Origin of the sequence: Herbaspirillum sp. C7C8, assembly GCF_022627875.1 — a bacterium.
GTDB lineage: Bacteria > Pseudomonadota > Gammaproteobacteria > Burkholderiales > Burkholderiaceae_D > Herbaspirillum.
In genome coordinates this window covers 326471-346460 of sequence record NZ_JABXGG010000001.1, presented here as the reverse complement: position 1 = coordinate 346460, position 19990 = coordinate 326471, and the positions used below count along the sequence as shown (strand labels likewise).

The window sequence follows — 19990 nt, the reverse complement described above, 5'->3', positions numbered from 1 at the left end:
AATCAGGAAATTCCCGGGTCAGCCGGCGCAGGGCAGGCTGACCCCAATACGTATTTGCCTCAGTGCAACAGGATGCGCGCCTTCAGCGGCATCTCGTCGATCTGCTCGAAGCGCCGCAGACGCGCCAGGATGGCTTCGTCCAGTACGTGCTCCTTGTTGAGCAGCAGGACGCCGGAGCGGGTGCGCAGGTCCTCGGCCAGCTTCATGCCCACGCGCAGGTCTTGCGGCGCCAGCAGGCGGGTCTGCTGTTCCAGGGCCAGGCGTTGTTCTTCCATCATGGCGATGAAGGTCTCGACCACCAGCGGGTCGTAGCGATGGCCGGCGTGGGCGCGCAGCATGGTCAGGGCCTTCTCCGGGCTGACGTTGTGGCTGGTGATGCCGCCATTGCACAGACCCTCGAAGTCGCGCACCACCGCCAGGATGCGCGAGCCCAGCGGGATGGCGTCGCCCGAGAGGCTTTCCGGTACGCCACGGCCATCGTAGCGTTCGTGCTGATGGCGGATGATCTCGCCGCTCTCGGCCAGGGTCGGGATGGGGGTGAGCAGCATCTGGCCCTTGACCGGATGCCAGAGGAAACGCTGCAACTCGTCGCTGCTCATCTTTTCGATGGGCTTTCTTACCAGCTCATCGGAGAGGTCCAGCTTGCCGATGCCGTGCAGCATGCCGGCCATCATGGTGTGCCTGGCATGCAGGCTGGTCATGCCCATGCGCATGGCCAGCTGTTCGCACCAGCGGGCGATGCGCGCCGACTGACCATTGGCCAGTCCGGCGCGCAGTTCGCTGATGTCGGAGAAGACGTGCAGCATGCTGAGGAAGGCTTTCTGTTCTTCCTCCTGGGCACTCTCCAGGAACAGCACGGTCTGGCGCAGTTCCTCGGTGCGGGCCTGGACCTGGCGTTCCAGCTGGCGGGTGAAATCGGCCAGTTGCAGATTCTGTTCGCGCACCTTGCGTTCCAGTGCCATTTTCTGCTTGCGCAGTTGCTGTTCTTCCAGCGCATGGGCGACCGTCATGAGCAGTTCGCGGTCTTCCCAGGGCTTGGAGAGGTAGTGGTGGATGCCGCCATCATTGATGGCCGAAATGGTGCTGCCGATCTCGGAATAACCGGTCAGCAGGATGCGCATGGTGGCCGGCCACTGTTGCTTGACCTGGGCCAGGAACTGGGCACCATTCATGCCCGGCATGCGCATGTCGGAGATCACCAGATCAACTTCGGCGCTGGCCAGGATGTCCAGCCCGGCCTCGGCACTGGTGGCCGTCAACAGGCGATAGCCCAGAGGCCGGAAGCTGCGTTTGAGGGCCGACAGGATGCTCTGTTCATCGTCCACCAGCAGTACGCAGGGCGGTGGCAGGGCGAACGGATCGGCTTGTTGCAGGGTCTGGAGTTCCTGGCTGTGGATGGCGGTCATGATGCTTCTCCTGGTTCGCCCGTGGCCTTGCTGGCCGGCTGGGCGCTGGCGGGATCGATGGGCAATTCGATCCGGAAGGTGGTGCCTTGGCCCGGTTCACTGCTGACATGAATATCGCCGCCGTGCTTCTTGATGATGCCGTAGGACAGCGACAATCCAAGCCCGGTCCCGCTGCCGACCGGCTTGGTGGTGAAGAAAGGTTCGAAGATGCGGTTGATGTGTTCGGGCGCGATGCCGTGGCCGGTATCGCTGATGCTGACGATGGCGCGCTCGCCCCGGCGTTCGGTGCGGATGGTCACGCTGCCACGTTCGGTGATGGCCTGAGCTGCATTGACCAGCAGGTTCATGAAGACCTGGTTCAGTTCCGAGGCCAGGCACTTGACCATGGGCAGTTCGCCGTATTGCTTGATGATGGTGACCTTGTACTTCAGTTCGTTGTTGGCGATGTTGAGGGTGCTGTCCAGCCCGTGATGCAGGTCGGCCATCTGCCAGTTGCTTTCGCCGGTGCGCGAGAAATCCTTGAGTGACTGCACGATGTTCTTGACCCGCTGCAGGCCCTCGTTGGATTCGGCCAGCAGTTCGGTGACGTCTTCGCTGAGGAATTGCAGGTCGGCGCGTGCCTCGTAGGCCTGCAGTTCGGATTGCGCCACGCTGGTGGGCAGCGTGCCGCCGGCGACGCACTGGTAGAGTTTGATGCCCTCCAGCAGCGTGGCTACGTAGTTGCCCAGGGTATTGAGATTGGCGTTGACGAAGCCGATCGGGTTGTTGATCTCGTGCGCCACACCGGCCGCAAGCTGGCCGATGGAGGCCAGCTTCTCCGACTGCATCAGCTGGGCCTGGGCCATCCTGAGCTGCTCGATCAGGGCACGCTGTTCTTCGGCCTGGCGTTGCAGGGTGTCTTCGAGCTGCTTGCGGCCGGTGATGTCGGTCATCAGTCCGATCACTTCCAGGGGAGTGCCTTCGGCATCCCGGATCAGACGCAGCGTATCGTGCATCCACAGGTAGCTGCCATCGCTGGCGCGGAAACGGTATTCATAGATCTTCTGGTCTTCCACGAAGAGCATGGCCAGGCTGGAGAAGATCGCGGCGGTGTCATCGGGGTGGATGTGGTTGAACCAGAAGTTGGGATCGTCCAGCATTTCCTCCGGATCGTAGCCCAGCAGGCGGGTGGCGTTTTCGCTGACGAAGGTGAGCTGGAAGTCGCCCGAGGGTACGCTGCTGTAGATGATGGCCGGGGTGTTGCCGATGATGTGGCGATACCGTGCATTGGCCTTGACCAGGGCGCGGGTGTCGGGCGCGTCATCGGTATGGGTACGCGGGCTGGCGCACTCTTCGGCCATCAATGCTTCGCTGTGTCCCATGTTCGCCTCCTCAGCGATGGCTCCCCGGTCAAGGGCGGGAGCCGCGCCCCGCTGGTCAGGCCGCGCGCAGCAGCGCCACGCGCTTGGCCTCTGGTGAGCGCATCGGGATAGACTGGGCCGGCATGCCTTCCAGGTTGAATACGCTGATGGCCTGGATCATTTGCCGGGTCGATTCTTCCAGGCTGCCGGCTGCGGCGGCGGCCTCTTCCACCAGCGCCGCATTGCGCTGGGTCACTTCATCCATCAGCACTACGGCTTCGTTGACCTGGTGGATGCCGGTCTGCTGTTCCCCCGAGGCTGCGGTGATCTCGGCCACGGCGGTGGCCGCTTGCGTGACCGAGCGCATGATGCCGCCCATGGTGTCGCGGATCTCACCAGCCAGTTTCACGCCCGAGCCGACCCGCTGCGAAGATGCCTCGATGAGCAGCTTGATCTCCTTGGTGGCCTGGGTCGAACGTTGCGCCAGGTTGCGTACCTCGCCGGCCACCACTGCGAAACCGCGTCCCTGCTCACCGGCGCGGGCGGCTTCCACGGCGGCGTTCAAGGCCAGGATGTTGGTCTGGAAGGCGATGCCGTCGATCAGTCCGGTGATCTGCTTGATCTGCTCGGCGCTCTTGTGGATCGCATCCATGGTGTCATTGATGTGGTTGATGGAAGCTTCGCCACTGCGCGTGGTGGCCAGCGCTTGCTCCACCAGGTGGTTGGCCTGGCGCGCGTTCTCGCTGTTCTGGGTCACGGTGGAGGCCAGCTCTTCCATGCTGGCGGCGGTTTCTTCCAGGCTGCTGGCCTGGGATTCAGTACGGGCCGACAAGTCCATGTTGCCGCGTGCGATCTCCCCGGTGGCCTGGGCAATGTGCAGGCCGCTGCGGCGCACGTCACCGACCGAGGCCACCAGGTTGACGCGCATCTGTTCCATGGCTTGCAGCAGCGCGCCCATTTCATCGCGGCGCGCCTGGAGATCGGTGGCCGACAGATCGCCGCCAGCCACCCGGCGCGCTTGCGCTACCGCCCGACGCAAGGGGGTGAAGATACGTTTGGCCAGCGTCATGCGCAGCAAGGCCAGGCTGGTCAGGGCAATGCCGGTGGTCACCAGTGTCGGGAGGCTGCTGGCGTGGCTGCTGCACTGGCCGTTCAGGAAAGCCAGCGCGCCTACACCCGCGGCGGCCGTGGCCAGGCCGAGGTCCAGCCGGGCCTTCAGTGAAACCTGCGACACCTGGCGCAGCTTGCCGCGCAGACCGGTGGGTACGACTTCGCCGCGATGGACCGCGATGCGGGTGCTTTCCTTCTTCAGCTCCTGGTAGGCCTGGTCGGCGGCGGCGATCTCGGTGCGGCTGGGCTTGGTGCGCACCGACATGTAGCCGGTGCACACGCCGCGTTCCCAGATCGGCGTGACATTGGCCTTGACCCAGTAGAAGTCACCGTTCTTGCAGCGGTTCTTGACCAGCCCGGTCCAGGGCAGGCCCGCCTTGAGGGTGCTCCACAGGTCGGCAAAGGCCAGCTCCGGCATGTCCGGATGGCGCACGATGTTCTGCGGGGCGCCAATCAGCTCTTCTTCCGTAAAGCCGCTGATGTCGATGAAGGTCGGGTTGACATAGGTGATGCGGCCCTTGATATCGGTCTTGGAGACGATGGAGGCGTGGGCGTCGATCTCGCGCTCTTGTTGAGTGACGGGTAGGTTGAGGCGCATGATCGGTCCCTGAAAAATTGATTGATGGAATCATTAAAGCATAAATTCATTGAAATCACTAAAAAATCGATTCTCTACGGGAATATATAATGAATTTGTTGCGGGCCTCCAACTAAGTTGTCATTACGAAAAGTCTTGAGGGGATGCTGAAGTTTTTTTGTAAGTCATTGATTTATAGGTATTAAATTCAATTTTGGCGACGCTGCGAATGGACCGCTCCCAGCCGTTGCAAAAACGCTTCACCATTTTATAAAATGATTAAATTGATTTAATTGTTTGTTCGAGGTCTAATGATGAGCATGGACATGGAATAGTCGATTCGTACGGGCCGTCGCCAAGGCGCGGCGCAAGGGGGGGGCAGACGTGAGCAACAAGAACAAGGTGGTGCTGCTGACCATCATCGCCACCGTCGTGGCCGCGACGGTGCCGGTGATCGGCATGCTGTGGCTGTCGCGCCAGGCGGTGATCCAGTCCGAGCATGAGCGCCTGACGCGCTACGCCGAGACCGTCGTGGAGCGCGCCGAAGCCACCTTCCAGAACGCCCAGCGCTCCCTGAAATCGCTCTCGCCGCTGCTGCTCTTTCCCTGTTCGGATGAACACATTGCCCAGATGCGGCTCATTGCCGTCCATTCCGGCACCATCGAGGAAATGGGTTATTACGAATACGGCCAGCTCAAGTGCACTTCCTGGGACCGGCGTGGTCAGGCGCTGCGGCGGGCCCAGCCTGAGCCGCAGTTCACGACCCGTGACGGCATCGGTGTGGCGCTGGAACAGCCGTCCTTTGTCACCGACGGCCCCAGCATGATGGCCATCCAGTACGGAGCCCATGTGGCCCTGGTGCAGCGTGAACGCTTCGTCGATGTGGTCCTGGAAGATGGCGTGCATGTGGTGCTGGCGCGCAATGGCTTCGGGCTGGTGGCGCAGTACGGCGTGCCGTTGTCGGCGGGCATGGCAGGGCGGGCGCTGGGTGGTCTGGGTACCCAGGATTTCGACGGGTTCTTTGTCTCCACCGTCAGTCGCGATGGCTGGACCGCTGCGGCCATCATCGATGGACAGCAGGTACTGGAGGCCATGACGGGAGAGCAGCAGTGGTTCCTGCCCGCTGGCGTGCTGCTGGGGCTGGTCCTGGTGCTGCTGGTGCTGCGCGTGTCGCAGGCGCGCCTGTCGCCGCTGGCGGAACTGCAACTGGCCGTGCGCAAGCGTGAATTCATCGTTTTCTACCAGCCCATCATCGAGCTGGCCACCGGGCGCTGCGTTGGCGCCGAAGCACTGATTCGCTGGCGTCGCCCGGACGGCAGCATCGTGCGGCCCGACTTGTTCGTGCCGCTGGCCGAGGAGAGCGGTCTGATCCTGCCCATGACCGACCAGGTCATCGCGGCCGTGCTGGCCGAGCTGGGCGATACCCTGCGCGCCGACCGCGCCCTGCACGTGGCCGTCAATGTCGCCGCCCAGGATATCAAGACCGGTCGCATCATCGATGTGGTCAGCCAGATGCTGGCCGGTACCGATATCCGTACCGAACAGTTGTGGATGGAAGCCACCGAACGCGGCTGCATGGATATCGCCTCGGCCCGGGTGACGCTGGCGCGGGCGCGTGAGTTGGGGCATTCGATGGCGCTCGATGATTTCGGCACCGGCTATTCGAACCTGCAGTATTTGCAGGGCCTGCCCATGGATGCGCTCAAGATCGACAAGTCCTTCGTCAGCACCATAGGCACCGGTGCGGCCACCAGTGCGGTGATCGATCACATCATCGCCATGGCCAAGAGCCTGCATCTCTACATCGTCGCCGAGGGCGTGGAAACCCTGGAACAGGCCGCCTACCTGAGCGAGCACGGGGTCGACTTCGCCCAGGGCTGGCTGTTTGCCCAGCCCTTGCCGGCGGCCGATTTCATTGATTTCTACCGGGCCACGCTGGCCGATTACGGCAGCGGGCCTGAGCTCATCCGCGGGCCCCAGGCTGCCACTTCCACCGCACTGAGCGCCTGAGTCGCACGCCGTCGCCGGCGCAATGCTGGCTCAGTGCCGCTCCGCTGCGCCGCCCTGCATGCGCAAGGCCAGTGCCAGCGCCTGGTCCATGCCCGCCATGTGCCGTACCAGCATGGCCGGGATCATGCCCATGACAATATCGGCCAGCGGCGCGTTGCCGTCCTCCAAATAGGGCCGCAGACGGTGCAGCAGCGCCAGCAGCTCGGCGTGGTCGCGGCGATGGGCGCGGATCTCGCTGTAGCCGATGGCGTCCATCATCTTTTCTTCTTCCCGGAATCCCTGTTCGATCTGCGCCACCAGTGCGCCATAGGCTGCGGCGAACTGCGTGGGCGGTACCACCGCCAGGGCGGCCACGCTCTCCAGCACTTCGCGATGTTCGGCATCCATCTCGGCCAGCAGGGCCGGGATGCGTTGCGCCAGCGGCGGGTTGTCGCCGCTCGGGGCGAGGGATACGACACGATCGGCAGAGGGAACCATGACCAGCCTCCTGAGGCAGGGCGCGACCGCACGCGGGTCGCAACGCAGACATCCACGGCAGCGGCAGACGCACGACCTGCCACAGGGATGTTCATGTCCGATTCTAGAAGTCTGGTCTCGAAATAATTTGAGATAGCTCAAGCCGATCAGGATTGGTCGGGAGTTCGGGGTGGCTCGGCGCGCACGGCCACGCGCGCCCGCGATCTCCATGAAAAAGCCCCACGGCACCGTCAGGGGTGGAGTGGGGCGGGTCTTGCCGGCCGACCGGGCGTCGGCCGTGCGCTTGTAAAAAGCGCCGTTCCTGGCTCTGCAGTAGGTGCCGTCAGGGGGGCAGCACCTTGCGCAGCATTGCTGCCAGTTCAGGCGGGGAAAACTTGGCGACGTAACCATTGGCGCCCACCGAACGCACATGGTCTTCGTTGGCGGCACCGGTCAGTGAAGAATGGATCACCACCGGCAGTTGCTTGTAGAGGTCCGAAGCCTTGATCTTGCGGGTCAGGGTGAAGCCATCCATCTCCGGCATCTCGAGGTCGGTCAGCACCATGGCGACCTTGTCGGTGAGCGGTTTGCCTTCCTGTTCGGCTTGGCGGGCCAGCTCCTGGAGTTTCTTCCAGGCTTGCACGCCGTCGGTGGTCATCACGTAGGGCAGCTTGAGATCGGTCAGGCACTGCTCGATGAGGGCGCGTGCCATGCGTGAATCGTCAGCGGCCAGCACGACCGAGCCCGGCTTGATCTTCAGTTCATTGCTGCCGGCCGGGACCGGCTCGATCTGTTCCTTGACCGGCGAGATCATGTTGAGGATCTGCTCCACGTCCAGCACCTGCACCAGGCGACCGCCATCCTGGGCCGAGTCGAGGCGGGCGATGCTGGTGACCACGCTGCCGGAAGCATGGGAGTCAGCCGGCAGGACCTGGCTCCAGTCCAGGCGCACGATTTCCTCTACCGATTCCACCGCGAAGGCCTGGGTATGGCGGGCGAACTCGGTGATGAGCAGGATGTTGAAGCCATGCCCCGGCTTGCATCCGGCCACCGCCGGCAGGTCCACCACCGACATCACCTGGCCGCGGATGTTGACCATGCCCAGCATCGGGGAGCGCATGCCGGCCGCAGCGGTGATGTCCATCATGGGCACGATCTCGCGGATCTTGAAGACATTGATGCCATACAGCTCGCCCGGCTTGTCGGTGCTGCCGTCCGGGGTGCCGAGGCGGAACAGCAGCAGTTCGAACTTGTTGCTGGAGGTCAGGTTGGTACGTTCGTCGATTTCTTTTTGGAAGGCGTCCATATCGTCCTCAAGGATCAGAATTGTTCCCAGTCGCCGTTGTCGGCGCTGTCATGCTGGCTCCTGGCCTGGGCACCGGGACGGGCGGCAGGCGCAGGCTGGGCGATGTTCCTGGCGCGTGGCGCAGCCACTGCCGGACGTGCCGGGGTAATGTCACGCGGGGCGCTGGCCGCCCGGGCAGGCCGGACTGGGGCGGCTTGTACAGATGCCGCCACGTGCCTGTCATCCAAGCGGAACACGCCGACCGTCTGGCTCAGGCGTGCCGCCTGTTCCTGCAAGGCCTTGGCGGCCGCGGCAGCCTGTTCGACCAGGGCAGCGTTCTGCTGGGTATTTTCATCCATCTGCGTGACGGCATTGTTGATCTGTTCGATACCCTGGCTCTGCTCGGCGCCGGCAGCGGTGATCTCGGCGACGATGTCGGAGACGCGCTTGACGCTGGCCACCACCTCGTCCATGGTCTGGCCGGCTTCGCCGACCAGCTTGGTGCCGGTGTCGACCTTGGCCACCGAGTCGTCGATGAGCGCCTTGATTTCATGGGCCGCCGATGCGCTGCGCTGGGCCAGCGAACGTACTTCCGAGGCCACCACCGCGAAACCGCGTCCCTGTTCCCCGGCACGGGCCGCTTCCACGGCCGCATTCAGGGCCAGGATGTTGGTCTGGAAGGCAATGCCGTCGATGACCGCGATGATGTCCACGATTTTGCGCGACGATTCATTGATGGCATCCATGGTATGAACAACCTTGCCCACTACCTGGCCTCCAGCCTGGGCCACCTCGGAGGCCGAGACCGCCAGTTGGTTGGCCTGGCGGGCATTGTCGGAGTTCTGGCGCACGGTGGAAGTCAGTTCTTCCATGGCCGAGGCGGTTTCTTCCAGGGCGCCGGCCTGCTGTTCGGTACGGGAGGACAGGTCCATGTTGCCGGTAGCGATTTCGGCCGAAGCGGTGCTGATGGTGTCGGTGCCCACACGCACTTCCTGGACGATCTTGAGCAGGTTGTCATTCATCTGCTTGAGCGCAGCCGTCAACTGGGCGGTTTCGTCGCGACCGGTGTTCTCCGGGATATGGGCGGTCAGGTCGCCTTCAGCCACCTGGCGGGCAATGGCTACGGCATTGACCAGGGGACGGGATACCAGGCGGGCAATCCACCACGACAGCAGCATGGCCAGCGCGATGCAGCTGGTGATCAGTCCGATGATGGCCAGCCGTGCACGCTCGTAGACCTGGCGCGCCTGCACCTCGGAGGCGGCTGCGCCCTTGATGTTGACCGAGGTCAGTTCATTGATCTGGTCCTGCAGCTTGCGGTAGACCGGGGTGGAGCTGGTATTGAGAACATCGTGACCAGCCGGCTTCTGGCCTTGCTCGAAGAGCTTCGTGATGCGCACATGGGCATCCTGGTAGGCCGCGATATTGCGCTGCAGATCCGGATAAATTTCCTTTTCGCGCGGTTCCGATACCAGCGTGCCGTAGTGCGTCATTTCCTTGGCAAGGATGTCCATCTGCTTGTCGGCGCGCTCGCGGGAAGCCTGTTCTTCCTTCTTGTCATCGGTCAGCAACTGCTGCATGTCGAAGCTGCGCGAGCGGGCCAGCGCCAGGCTGATCCGGGACAAGGTATTGATGCTGGGAAGCCAGTTGGCAGACACATCGTTTGCCGCCTTGTTCACCTCGGCCAGTTGCGCAACCGAGAAGCCCCCGAGCGCGACAATGAACAGCAGCACAACCAGGAAGGCTGCGTTGAGCTTGCTGGCAATTTTGAGATCGTAGAACCATTTCATGATGACGACTCCTGATGTGGGCGCGATATAGGAATAAAGGGGTGCGCTCAGGAACCATCATAAGTGGCTTCAGCAAATAAATCAAATAAATCGATTTAATCAGTTGTTTTATTTTCTTAGGGAATTTCCTGAATTCAACTCAGGTTTGCTGCATTCATGTCTTGTGCAGCCATTTTTCCACTGTATTCATCAAGCCGACCTGGGTGAAGGGCTTGCTGAGGTAGTCGTCCATGCCGGCATCCAGGCAGCGCTGGCGGTCGCCCTCGATGGCACTGGCGGTCAGCGCCACGATGGGGGTGCGCGGACGTCCCTGGGCCTGTTCGTAGGCGCGGATCTCGGCGGTGGCCTGGTAACCGTCCATGATGGGCATCATGCAGTCCATGAGCACCAGGTCATAGCTGCCGTTGCGCACTGCCTCCAAGGCCAGCTGGCCGTTTTCGACTTCCTGCAGGATGCAGCCGCGCCGCGCCAGCAGGATGCGCAGCAGTTGCCGGTTGATCTCGGTATCCTCGGCCACCAGGATGCGGGCGCCCGTGAGTGCGGAGGAGGCCGCCGCGCCCGGGGTGGGCGGTGCGCTTTGCGCCACCAGTGCGGGCGCCGCTGCGACCGCACTGGTGGCGGGCTGGCGGGCCGGCGGCACCTGGCCCTGCTCGGTGCTGACGGTGCCAGCCGGTGCCACGCCCTCCGGGCAGAGGATATCGAAACTGAACTTGGTGGATTGTCCCGGCACGCTCTGGCAGGCGATCTTGCCGCCCATCAGTTCCACCAGGTTCTTGCTGATGGCCAGACCCAGCCCGGTACCACCGAAGCGGCGTGAAATCGAGGAATCGGCCTGGGTGAAGGGCTGGAACAACTGGGCCAGGGACTCGGGAGAAATGCCGATGCCGCTGTCGGCAATGGCAAAGAAGAGTCGCCAGCGTTGCGGGCTGGTTTCTTCACGGTGGGCCGACATGCTCAGCCGCACGTAGCCGGCCTGGGTGAACTTGATGGCATTGCTCAGCAGGTTGCCCAGCACCTGCTTCAGGCGCGAGGGGTCCCCGACCAGGCAGAGCGCCTCGTCACAATCGATGCGCACGTCCAGTTGCACTTCCTTGTTGTGGATCGAGGGCCGGTACAGCTCGGCCAGCTCGCGCACCAGCCGCGCCGGATGAAAGGCAACGCCTTCCAGGTCGAGCTTGCCCGATTCGATCTTGGAAAAATCCAGGATGTCGTTGATGATGCGCACCAGTCCGCCGGTGGCATTGTGGATGCTGTCGGCATAGTGTCGCTGCTTGTTTGACAGCCCCGACTCCATCAGCAATTCGGACAAGCCCAGGATGCCATTCATGGGGGTGCGGATTTCATGGCTGACCATGGCCAGGAAGCGCGACTTGGCTTCATTGGCATGGTCGGCTTCTTCCTTCAACTGCAAGGCCAGCTGGGCGTCCTGCTCACGCCGCTGCACTTGACGCAGGGCTACGCCAAAGCCGCCGATGAGGCCGATCAGGCTGATCACCGCTACCAGCATCAAGGGGTACATGGATTCCAGCCATTCACCGAAATAGACCTTGTCGGTCACGCCGATTTCCAGATACATCGGCGCATTGCGCACCGGTCGGTGAATGCCCAGCCAGTGCGACTGCATGAAGTAATAGGGCTGCTTGCCGTCGCTGTCGGCCGGGCGTGACGCGTGCAGGTCGGCCAGGGGGCGGATGTCGCGCTGCGCGGAGGTGTCGTGTGCCAGGGCGGTGGTGATCAGCGGTTTCTCGTCCAGGCGCGCCAGCAGGATGGAGAAGGGCTTGTCCTTGGTAACGGCAGCGAAGAAATCTTCAAAGAACGAACACGGCAGGGCGACCACCACGATGGCCAGCATGCGTCCCTGGCGGTCATTGATGCGGCGGCTCAGATAGAAGGTCGGCACACCGGCGGCCCGTGAATTGACGGTTTCGCTCAGGAAATCCTCACGCGAGGCATTCCTGCTGTGATGAAGGAAATAGTCGCGGTCGGTCAGATCCAGCGGTGGTGGCGGGAAGGTACGCGACAGGCCGATGATGCGGCCCTGGGCATTGCTGATGCCGATGCCCGAGATGAAGGGCAGGCCGCGGATCTTCTCGCGCATGGTCTTGGAATACGCGGCACTGCTGACGTGCTCGTAGAGCTGGGCGTCGTTGCTGACGTTGGCTGCTTCGATGTCGGACTGGATGCTGTCGAGGACCAGGCGGGCCGAGGAGATGGTCTGCGAGGTGCTTTCGGCCAGTACCGTGGAGAGCGTGGCCAGGTCATTGCGCCAGTCGTTGAGGCTGGCGCGGTACAGCAGTGCGCCCGAGATGAAGACGGTGCTCGCCAGCAACCCCAGCAGCAACCCGCCCAGGGTGAGGGCGGACTTGCGGATGCGCGGCGGGGCGGGCGTGGGTGGCGTCATGGGCAGGCAGGGGCTGGCTGGCCCTCGCGGGTCAGGGCTGCGCGAGGGAGCGCGCGCAGCGCCCGATTTCGTCCAGTACCAGTGCAAAGCTGGTCTGCAGTTGCACCAGTTCTTCCGGGCGCGGTGGCTGGCCGTTGCGGGCGGCCTGCTCGGTCTGCTGCAGCAGCGCCGTGAGCACATCGGCCTGGAACATGGCGCTCATGCCCTTGAGGCTATGGCTTTCGTGTCGGCTGCGCTCGGCATTGCCGTCCAGCGCGGCCTGCTCCAGCCGGGCGAAGATGGGCGGGGCACTATCGACGAAGGTGCGCGCCAGCGCGGCCACGGTGGCGGCATCGCCGCCCACGGCCTCCAGCAGCTGGCTCGGGTCGATATGATGATAGTGGCTCAGTGACTGGCCCAATGGCACGGTATTCCCCCTCTGTCCTGATCTGGTCGCGGCCGTTTTACTTCGGCTCTTGCAGCGGCAATGTGAAGCTGAATGTCGATCCTTGGTGTTGCTCGGACTGTAACATGAGTTGGCCTCCCATGAGCGTCACCAGGCGTTGCGCGATGGTCAGGCCGAGGCCCGCGCCGTCCTTGGCGCGTCGTTCGCTGTCGTCGGCCTGGGTGAACTTCTCGAAGATGGTATCGCGTTGCCCGGCGGGAATGCCGATGCCGGTGTCCTTGATGCGAATGGCCAACTCATTGCCGGCGCGGTCGACTTCGACCATGACGCGGCCGGTATCGGTGTAGCGCACGGCATTGCCGATCAGGTTTTCCAGCACGCGCAGCATCTTGCGCTGGTCGCACACGATGATCTGCGGAACCTCGTCGGTGATGCGGCATTCCAGCAGCAAGCCCTTGGCCTGGGCAGCCTGGTAATGGCGCGCCATGGCCTGGCCGACCAGTTCGCGGATATTCTCCGGCTCGCGATGGACGCTCACCCGGCGGTCTTCCAGGGCGGTGACTTCAAGGATGGCGTCGACCAGCTCCAGCAGGCGGTTGCCGCTGTCATGGATGGCCGTGGCATATTGCGCCAGGGGGGACTCGCCCAGTTCCTCGCGCAGGGCATCCGAATAGCCCAGCACGCCATTGAGCGGCGTGCGGAATTCATGCGACATGTTGGCCAGGAAGCGCGACTTGGCGTGGCTGGCCTGCATGGCATCCTGGCGGCTTCTGACCAGCGAGCCGGCCATCCAGATCAGCACTGCATTGAAGGCCAGCACCGCCAGCGTGATCAGCGAGGCCAGTGTCAGGGTGCGGTTGCGCTCACGATAATAGGGGGCCAGGCGTTCTTCGATGTCGATGCCCACCGAGGCATAGAGCGGATAGTCGTTGAGCTTGCGGAAGGCATAGATGCGCTCGCGGCCATCGATGCGGCTGACCGCATCGATCACGCCATTGCCCTGCGCCAGCATGGCGGCATAGACCTTGCCGCCGTTGATCTGCTCACCCATGGCATCCATGTCGCCGGTACGGCGCACGCGCACGACGCCATCGGCACCGACCAGGGTGATGACGCCATGGTGGCCGACATCGATCTGGTGGTACAGGCTGGTGAAATACTGGGGATCGATGGACACCACGATCACACCGCCAAAGCCGCCATCGGGTCGGTTGATGCGCCGGGTCAGCTGCAGCGACCACTTGTGCGAGACGCGCCCCAGTACCGGCTTGCTGATGAAGAATTTGTCCTCCCCCCCGTGCATGTGCACCTGTACGTGCTCACGGTCCGACAGATTCAGCGGGGTGAAGGGTTTGCTGGAGAGCACCACGTCGCCCTTGGCATTGACGACGGTGAAGAGGTTGTAGACATTGCGCGCCACCAGGCCATTGGCGATCTCGGTGGCCAGGTCCAGCGACTGGCCGCGCTCGGCATAGCGGTAGCGCAGGTAGACGGCGGCCTGGTCGGCTGCCTCGATGGTGCGGTAGGCGTGTTCGAGGAACAGCCGCGAGAGCGACTGGGCGTCGCGGCGGGCATCTTGCAGGTGGTTTTCGCGGCTGGCGTCGAGCTCCTTGAATGCCGCCAGCCACAGACCGCAGATCAGCAGCAGGGAAAACAGGCCCAGGGCCAGGCGCAGATCGATGCGCGCGAACCGGAGGGGCAGAGGGGGGTGTTTCCGGTCATCCATGGCACTGCTGGCCTTTCTTCGTTGGTCCCTTAGCGGGTTTCGCGCTCCCTGCGGGCACAGCAGGCCCGCATGTAACCGCGCAATTCATCAAAATTGACCGGTTTGGAGAAGAACACCACCCCGGCCGGAATACCACCGCGCATGGCCATCTCTTCGCCGTCCAGGCTGCTGACGATGGCGATGCTCACATCCTTGAGCTCCGGGTCGTGGAGGATGGTCTTGACCACCTCGTAGCCATCCATGCCTTCCATCACGATATCGGCCAGCACCACGTCGGGTTTGCTGCGCGCGATCTCCAGCAGCGCCTTGTAACCGTTGTCGCAATACACCAGGTCCAGCGGCAGGCCCCAGGAACCGAGGGCACTGGCATACAGCTCGCGCTGCAGGCGGTTGTCCTCGATCACCAGCACCGCGGTGCGGCCGTTGCCGGCACGTGGCGCCGGGCTGGCGCGTCCGTGTTCGCCTGCCTCGCCGCCCGAGGACGAGCCGGGGGTGGACTTGTAGGCATGCACGGCCGCCAGCGGGATGCGGCGGTGGCCGCCCTTGGTCTTCCAGGCCTCGATGATGCCGGCCTCCACCAACTGCTGGACGGAGGACACCGAGATGCCCAGGATGTGCGCCGCTTCCTGCGTGGTGCATACCTCGGAACTGGTTGTCTTTGCGGTTTTCATAAATCCATTATCGGTATTTTACACAAATAAATCAAATTCATTAGATAGAATTTGAATTCGATATAATCGTTTTTCGACGAAAAGCAACACTGCTGCCCATGGGCAATGCTTTGAAGGCCCATTATGCAGAGAATTTCGTGAGTTCGTCAGATTTTGTGTATTTTGCCTGCTTTTACCGGCTTTGGCAGCCATTACCATGCGCCGGGAGCGCCTGTCGGTGCGGGGCTCAGAGGGTATCGAGCTGGTTGCGCAGATCGGCGGCGCGTTGTTGCAGGGCCTCGATATCGGCGCTCTGCATTTTTCTGAGCTGCTGGTAGGCCATGCCCATGCGCGGGTTGTTGCCGAAGGTGGACTGGTGGCGCAGGAAGAAGTCCCAATAGAGGGCATTGAAGGGGCAGGCATTCGCGCTGGTCTTCTGCTTGGGATCGTAGGCGCAGCCCTGGCAGTAGTCGCTCATGCGGCCAATGTAGGCGGCGCTGCTCACGTACGGTTTGGTGGCGATGATGCCGCCGTCGGCCCACTGGCTCATGCCCAGGGTGTTGGGCAGCTCCACCCATTCGAAGGCATCGATATAGATGCCCAGATACCAGTGGTGCAGCTCCCGGGGATCGAGCCCGGCCAGCAGGGCGAAGTTGCCGATCACCATCAGGCGCTGGATGTGATGGGCGTGGGCCGTCTCCAGCGACTGGCCGATGGCGTGGCGCAGGCAGTTCATGCGCGTCTGTCCGCTCCAGAACCAGGCCGGCAGGGGCAGGCGATGGCCCAGGGCGTTGCGCTGGTCATAGCCGGGCATCTGCGACCAGTAGATGCCGCGTACATATTCACGCCAGCCGATGATCTGGCGAATGAATCCTTCCACTGCCGCCAGCGGCGCCCGTCCTTCGCGATAGGCTTCTTCGGCGCGGCGCACCACTTCCAGGGGATGCAGCATCTTGACGTTGAGGGCGAACGAGAGCAGCGAATGGAACAGCCGCTGCGCCTGGCTGCTCATGGCGTCTTCGTAGTCGCCGAAATGCGGCAGCACGGTGCTGATGAAGTGATCCAGATGTTGCAGGGCTTCGGTGCGGTCCAGCGGCCAGCGCAGTTGCGTGGCCTGGGCGTTGCCGAAACTGCGCACACCCTGGGCCTGCAGCATGTCCCACAGCGCCGCGTGATCGTGCGGCCGACGCCAGTCCGCGGGTTCGGGCGGGTTGCCGGGCCAGCGCTTGCGGTTGTCGTGGTCGAAATTCCATTGGCCGCCTGCGGGCTTGCCATCGCCATCGAGCAAGAGCTCGAAGCGCCGTCGCATCTGTCGGTAGAAATGCTCCATCAACCACTGCTTGCGGCCGGCGAAGAGGCGCGGCAGTTCGTGGCGCGCGGTGAGGAAATGCTCGCTGTCGCACACGGCAATCTCGCCCTGATGCGTGCTCGCCCAGGCCTGACCCCACTGCTGCAGCGTCTGGTCGACCCGCCATTCATCCGGTGCCTGCCATTGCACCTGACGGGCCTGGTAGTGGACCGCCAGGGCACCGAGGTTATCGACCAGCGACTGCCGGTTGCAGGGATCGTCCAGCCGGATGTAGCGCACCCGATGACCGGCCTGGCGCAACTGCTCACCGAAGGCCCGCATGGCGGCGAAGATGGCCAGGATCTTTTGCGCGTGGTGCAGCACGTAGTCGGTCTCGGAGCGCACTTCCATGAGCACGTAGACCACCTCGGGATCGACCTGGTCGAACCAGGAGTGCTGTGGATTCAACTGGTCGCCCAAGAGCAGGCGCAGGGTGGATGCCGGGTGCGATGGCGCGTTGGAATTTTTAGTCATGGCGGGTAAAACGGTAGAGCGGAAGACCGATCATGCGGGATGCTGGCGACCATAGCGCCCCAGCACCAGAAAAGCCGCCAGTTTCAGCACGCAGGGCAGGGCCGCATAGACCAGCGGCAGGCTGCTGCCGGGTCCCTGGCCCGGGTGGTAACCGAGCGCCGACAACAGCGGCAGGGCGATGCCCGCCAGTGCCAGGGCCAGCTTGCCCAGCATGGTGAGGATGCCGAAGGCGCTGCCCACCGATCCAGGCTGGGTGACCACGCGCGCCAGCAGGACCGGTGGCAGCAGCAGGTCCGCACCGAGTGCCGCGCCGGTGGCCAGGCATACGGCGAGAAACGCCCAGCGCTCGCCCGGCCCCAGCAGAACCGCAGCGACGAAGCCGACGATGGACAGCAGCATGGCCTGGCGCCAGCAGGCGATGGGTCCGATGCGGCGTGCCAGGGCGCTCCAGAGCGGCAGCCCCAGCGCGGCTGCGCCGAAATAGGTCGCCAGGAAGACGCCGGCCAGTGCGCGCTCCTGCAATTGATCCTCGATGAAGAACAGCGCCAGCGTCGCCGGAACGGCAGCCGACAGGGCATTGAGCAGGTAGGGCGGCAATAGCGCGCGAAACGCCCGGTTGGCCCACAGCCCGCGCAGCGACACCGCCCAGCGCTGGCCCTGCGCCGTCATCGCTGGCGCCGGCTGGCGCAGCAGCAACAACAGCGCACCGCCCAGTACGGCAGTGAAGAACAGGCAATACCAGGTGATGCGCTGGTCGATCAATGCCGGGTCTGCGGCCAGGATGCCGACCGGTACCACGCTGGCGACGATCACCCCGGCCAGGCCCGCACCTTCACGCCAGGCGACGGCGCGCATGCCCTGTTCCGGCAGGCGCGAGCCCCAGGACAGATAGGCGATGCTCAACATGCTGTGGGCGCCGTAGGCCAGCACCAGCATGCCGACCAGCCACACCATCGCGGCCTGGGGCGTGGCGGGGGGCTTCCAGAGGCATATGAAGGCAAATGTCAGCACCACGCCTGCGGCGGCCATCCAGCGCTTCTGCCGTTGCGCCGAGCGGTCCAGCAAGTGACCGAAAAGGGGATCTTGCAGCATGTCCAGCAGGCGCGCCGCAAACAGCACCCAACCCAGCGGCGCCAGCGCCACGCCGACGTGGCTGGCGTAGTAGGCCGGGATCTGCACGAACAGCGGCAGTGCCGCCATGGCCAGCGGTGCGCCCAGCATGCCATAGGCGGCATTGCCGGCCCGCGAGCGCGGCGCGCAGGAGGGCTCCATCACTGCGCTCAAGGTATCTCCCCGAGCAGGCGGCGACGCAGCTTGTCGTCACGGCTGGGCTGGCCCAGCCAGATGTTGAAGAAGGAGCGCGCCAGTTCCGGATCGGCGATCTCGGCCAGCATCCGCTTGCGGTCATACAGGCGCATGCCGCGCCGGGGCAGATAGACGCCGACCAGTTCATCGCCATCGGCCACGTCCACGAAGGCGCTCTCCAGCTCGCTCTTCCAGCGCGCCAGGGTCGGGCCGGCGATGGGGGCCGGACTCATGCGTTTGATTTCATCGATGGAGGTGGAAGCCAGCTTGTCGCGGCTGATCTTGACCTGGTAATCCAGCTGCAGGGCAAAGGGCTGGTTTTCATCCAGCGGCTTTTGTGCTGCCCACAGGGTGGCATGATAGATGCGGAAACCCAGCCAGGTCATGGTGCCGCTGCCGAGCGGCTCAACCCGGGCGGGCAGGGCTTCGCGCCAGGGCTCGCTGGCATGGGCAGCGCGGCCCGGGCACAGGGCCGCCAGCACCAGCAGCAGCATGCAGCCGACCAGTTGCAGGCGCTGTCGGTGCGCTTGGCGCGGCAGTTCGAGGGGGGCAACGGTAGCGTCGGGCATCGGGAGTCTCCTCAACACTTTGGGTGACCAGGGGATTACCAGTATAAGATAAAAGCTACCAATTGGTATTTAATATTTACCAATTAGTATTGACACGTTGCTCAGCGCGTCCATTTGCGCTCATAGTCCATTTCCGCGAAGTGCTGCAGGAGGAAGTCGACGAACACGCGTACCCTGGCCGGCAGGTGCTTGCGGCCCTGGTAGGCGATGTTGATGGTCAGGCGAGGCAAGTCCCATTCGTCCAGCACCGGGACCAGGCGGCCTGCGACGACGTCGTCATAGATGATGTAGTTGGGCTGGATCAGGATGCCCAGTCCCTCCAGCGCGGCGGCGCGGATGATCTGGCCGTCGTTGGATTGCATCAGGGCGCTGATGTCCAGCTGCCGTTCATGGCCGTCGCGATGGGTGAAGCGCAGCTGGTTGGGGTGGTTGGCGTGGCTGTACACCAGCAGGTCATGCGCGGCCAGCTCTTCGAGCGACCGTGGTACGCCGCGCGCGGCCAGGTAGCCGGGGGAGGCGGCCAGGATGCGGCGGGTGGCCGCCAGGCGGCGCACGGCGATGTTGGAATCCGGCTCGAACTCGCGGGTACGGATGGCCACGTCGATGCCGCTGTCGAGCAGGTCGACGTAGCGGTTGGCCGAGACCACGTCCAGGGTGATGTCCGGATAGAGCCGATGAAAGCGTGGCAGCAGCGGGCTGATGTGCTTCATGCAGAAGGACAGCGAGGAGGTCACCCGCAGCAGTCCGCCCGGTGCGACGCTGTTGGCGTTGACCAGGGCTTCGGCTTCCTTCATCTGCGTGAGTGCCGCCTTGCATTGGCGGTAGAAGCCCTCGCCGGCCTGGCTCAGGCCCAGGCGGCGCGTACTGCGTTCCACTAGACGTGCGCCCAGGCGTTCTTCCAGCGCCGCCAGGCTGCGGCTGGCGGCGGCATTGGACATGCCCAGCGCTTCGGCCGCGCGCGAGAGACTGCCCAGCTCGGCTACCTGTACGAAGAGTTCGAATTGATTCCAGCGGTCCATGGGGCGGCTTTCCTGGCGAGGTGGGCAGTCCGAAGTGGAAAACAGTTTTCCACATTCGTCATATATCTGCAGAAAAATAAGACCTATATTACCGCTCAGCGAAAAAATCAAAACCATTTTCCCCATCGCCGAGGAGACC

The 19990-nt window shown here is 63.6% G+C and carries 15 protein-coding genes; 1 reads left to right on the top strand and 14 read right to left on the bottom strand.

The window, feature by feature from the left end:
- Positions 1–59: 59 nt before the first annotated feature.
- Genes nosR through HWE01_RS01555 form a run of 3 tightly spaced genes read right to left on the bottom strand, consistent with a single transcriptional unit; the run spans position 60 to position 4454 of the window.
- Positions 60–1406 (bottom strand): response regulator c-di-GMP phosphodiesterase, NosR family, encoded by a 1347-nt coding sequence (gene nosR, locus HWE01_RS01565; protein ID WP_008331647.1) that lies wholly within the window; start codon positions 1404–1406, stop codon positions 60–62.
- Positions 1403–2767, bottom strand: a complete 1365-nt coding sequence (locus tag HWE01_RS01560) for a PAS domain-containing sensor histidine kinase (protein ID WP_241820925.1) — start codon at positions 2765–2767, stop codon at positions 1403–1405. The genes nosR and HWE01_RS01560 overlap by 4 nt, the downstream gene beginning before the upstream one ends.
- 55 nt (positions 2768–2822) lie before the next feature.
- A complete protein-coding gene (locus HWE01_RS01555) occupies positions 2823–4454 on the bottom strand; it encodes a methyl-accepting chemotaxis protein (RefSeq protein WP_241820924.1) in 1632 nt (543 codons plus the stop codon).
- Between the two features lie 363 nt (positions 4455–4817).
- Between HWE01_RS01555 and HWE01_RS01550 the strand changes: the two genes are divergently transcribed.
- Positions 4818–6443: an EAL domain-containing protein gene (locus HWE01_RS01550; RefSeq protein ID WP_241820923.1), complete on the top strand. Its 1626-nt coding sequence runs from the start codon at positions 4818–4820 to the stop codon at positions 6441–6443.
- Positions 6444–6473: 30 nt separating this feature from the next.
- On the opposite strand, the gene HWE01_RS01545 is transcribed toward HWE01_RS01550, so the two are convergent.
- The 11 genes from HWE01_RS01545 to HWE01_RS01495 all read right to left on the bottom strand — a co-directional run bounded on the left by HWE01_RS01545 (position 6474) and on the right by HWE01_RS01495 (position 19851).
- On the bottom strand, positions 6474–6920 hold the full coding sequence (locus HWE01_RS01545) for a bacteriohemerythrin (RefSeq protein WP_008331640.1): 447 nt from the start codon (positions 6918–6920) through the stop codon (positions 6474–6476).
- Between the two features lie 322 nt (positions 6921–7242).
- Positions 7243–8205 (bottom strand): chemotaxis protein, encoded by a 963-nt coding sequence (locus HWE01_RS01540; RefSeq protein ID WP_008331639.1) that lies wholly within the window; start codon positions 8203–8205, stop codon positions 7243–7245.
- Between the two features lie 14 nt (positions 8206–8219).
- Positions 8220–9974 carry a methyl-accepting chemotaxis protein gene (locus HWE01_RS01535; RefSeq protein WP_241820922.1) on the bottom strand — a complete coding sequence of 585 codons (1755 nt, stop codon included), beginning with the start codon at positions 9972–9974 and terminating at the stop codon, positions 8220–8222.
- A 154-nt stretch (positions 9975–10128) separates the two neighbouring features.
- Positions 10129–12375, bottom strand: a complete 2247-nt coding sequence (locus HWE01_RS01530) for a hybrid sensor histidine kinase/response regulator (protein WP_241820921.1) — start codon at positions 12373–12375, stop codon at positions 10129–10131.
- 31 nt (positions 12376–12406) lie between these two features.
- On the bottom strand, positions 12407–12781 hold the full coding sequence (locus HWE01_RS01525; protein WP_157174256.1) for an Hpt domain-containing protein: 375 nt from the start codon (positions 12779–12781) through the stop codon (positions 12407–12409).
- 37 nt (positions 12782–12818) lie between these two features.
- The gene (locus HWE01_RS01520) at positions 12819–14486 is read right to left on the bottom strand and encodes a cache domain-containing sensor histidine kinase (RefSeq protein WP_241820920.1); all 1668 of its coding nucleotides are present in this window, start codon (positions 14484–14486) and stop codon (positions 12819–12821) included.
- Between the two features lie 29 nt (positions 14487–14515).
- On the bottom strand, positions 14516–15157 hold the full coding sequence (locus HWE01_RS01515; RefSeq protein WP_008331625.1) for a response regulator: 642 nt from the start codon (positions 15155–15157) through the stop codon (positions 14516–14518).
- Between the two features lie 226 nt (positions 15158–15383).
- Entirely contained in the window at positions 15384–16958 is a 1575-nt protein-coding gene (locus HWE01_RS01510; protein WP_241820919.1) for a cryptochrome/photolyase family protein, read from the bottom strand.
- A 30-nt stretch (positions 16959–16988) separates the two neighbouring features.
- The gene (locus HWE01_RS01505; RefSeq protein ID WP_241820996.1) at positions 16989–18233 is read right to left on the bottom strand and encodes an MFS transporter; all 1245 of its coding nucleotides are present in this window, start codon (positions 18231–18233) and stop codon (positions 16989–16991) included.
- Positions 18234–18238: 5 nt separating this feature from the next.
- Entirely contained in the window at positions 18239–18832 is a 594-nt protein-coding gene (locus tag HWE01_RS01500) for a chalcone isomerase family protein (RefSeq protein WP_241820918.1), read from the bottom strand.
- 101 nt (positions 18833–18933) lie between these two features.
- Positions 18934–19851 carry a LysR family transcriptional regulator gene (locus HWE01_RS01495; protein ID WP_241820917.1) on the bottom strand — a complete coding sequence of 306 codons (918 nt, stop codon included), beginning with the start codon at positions 19849–19851 and terminating at the stop codon, positions 18934–18936.
- Positions 19852–19990 lie beyond the last annotated feature (139 nt).

Bases quoted from the DNA above. Each gene is read 5' to 3' on its own strand.
- HWE01_RS01555 (WP_241820924.1), bottom strand. From the start codon at position 4,454: ATGCGCCTCAACCTACCCGTCACTCAACAAGAGCGCGAGATCGACGCC.
- HWE01_RS01560 (WP_241820925.1), bottom strand. From the start codon at position 2,767: ATGGGACACAGCGAAGCATTGATGGCCGAAGAGTGCGCCAGCCCGCGT.
- HWE01_RS01495 (WP_241820917.1), bottom strand. From the start codon at position 19,851: ATGGACCGCTGGAATCAATTCGAACTCTTCGTACAGGTAGCCGAGCTG.
- HWE01_RS01535 (WP_241820922.1), bottom strand. From the start codon at position 9,974: ATGAAATGGTTCTACGATCTCAAAATTGCCAGCAAGCTCAACGCAGCC.
- HWE01_RS01515 (WP_008331625.1), bottom strand. From the start codon at position 15,157: ATGAAAACCGCAAAGACAACCAGTTCCGAGGTATGCACCACGCAGGAA.
- HWE01_RS01545 (WP_008331640.1), bottom strand. From the start codon at position 6,920: ATGGTTCCCTCTGCCGATCGTGTCGTATCCCTCGCCCCGAGCGGCGAC.
- HWE01_RS01540 (WP_008331639.1), bottom strand. From the start codon at position 8,205: ATGGACGCCTTCCAAAAAGAAATCGACGAACGTACCAACCTGACCTCC.
- HWE01_RS01530 (WP_241820921.1), bottom strand. From the start codon at position 12,375: ATGACGCCACCCACGCCCGCCCCGCCGCGCATCCGCAAGTCCGCCCTC.
- nosR (WP_008331647.1), bottom strand. From the start codon at position 1,406: ATGACCGCCATCCACAGCCAGGAACTCCAGACCCTGCAACAAGCCGAT.
- HWE01_RS01500 (WP_241820918.1), bottom strand. From the start codon at position 18,832: ATGCCCGACGCTACCGTTGCCCCCCTCGAACTGCCGCGCCAAGCGCAC.
- HWE01_RS01510 (WP_241820919.1), bottom strand. From the start codon at position 16,958: ATGACTAAAAATTCCAACGCGCCATCGCACCCGGCATCCACCCTGCGC.
- HWE01_RS01520 (WP_241820920.1), bottom strand. From the start codon at position 14,486: ATGGATGACCGGAAACACCCCCCTCTGCCCCTCCGGTTCGCGCGCATC.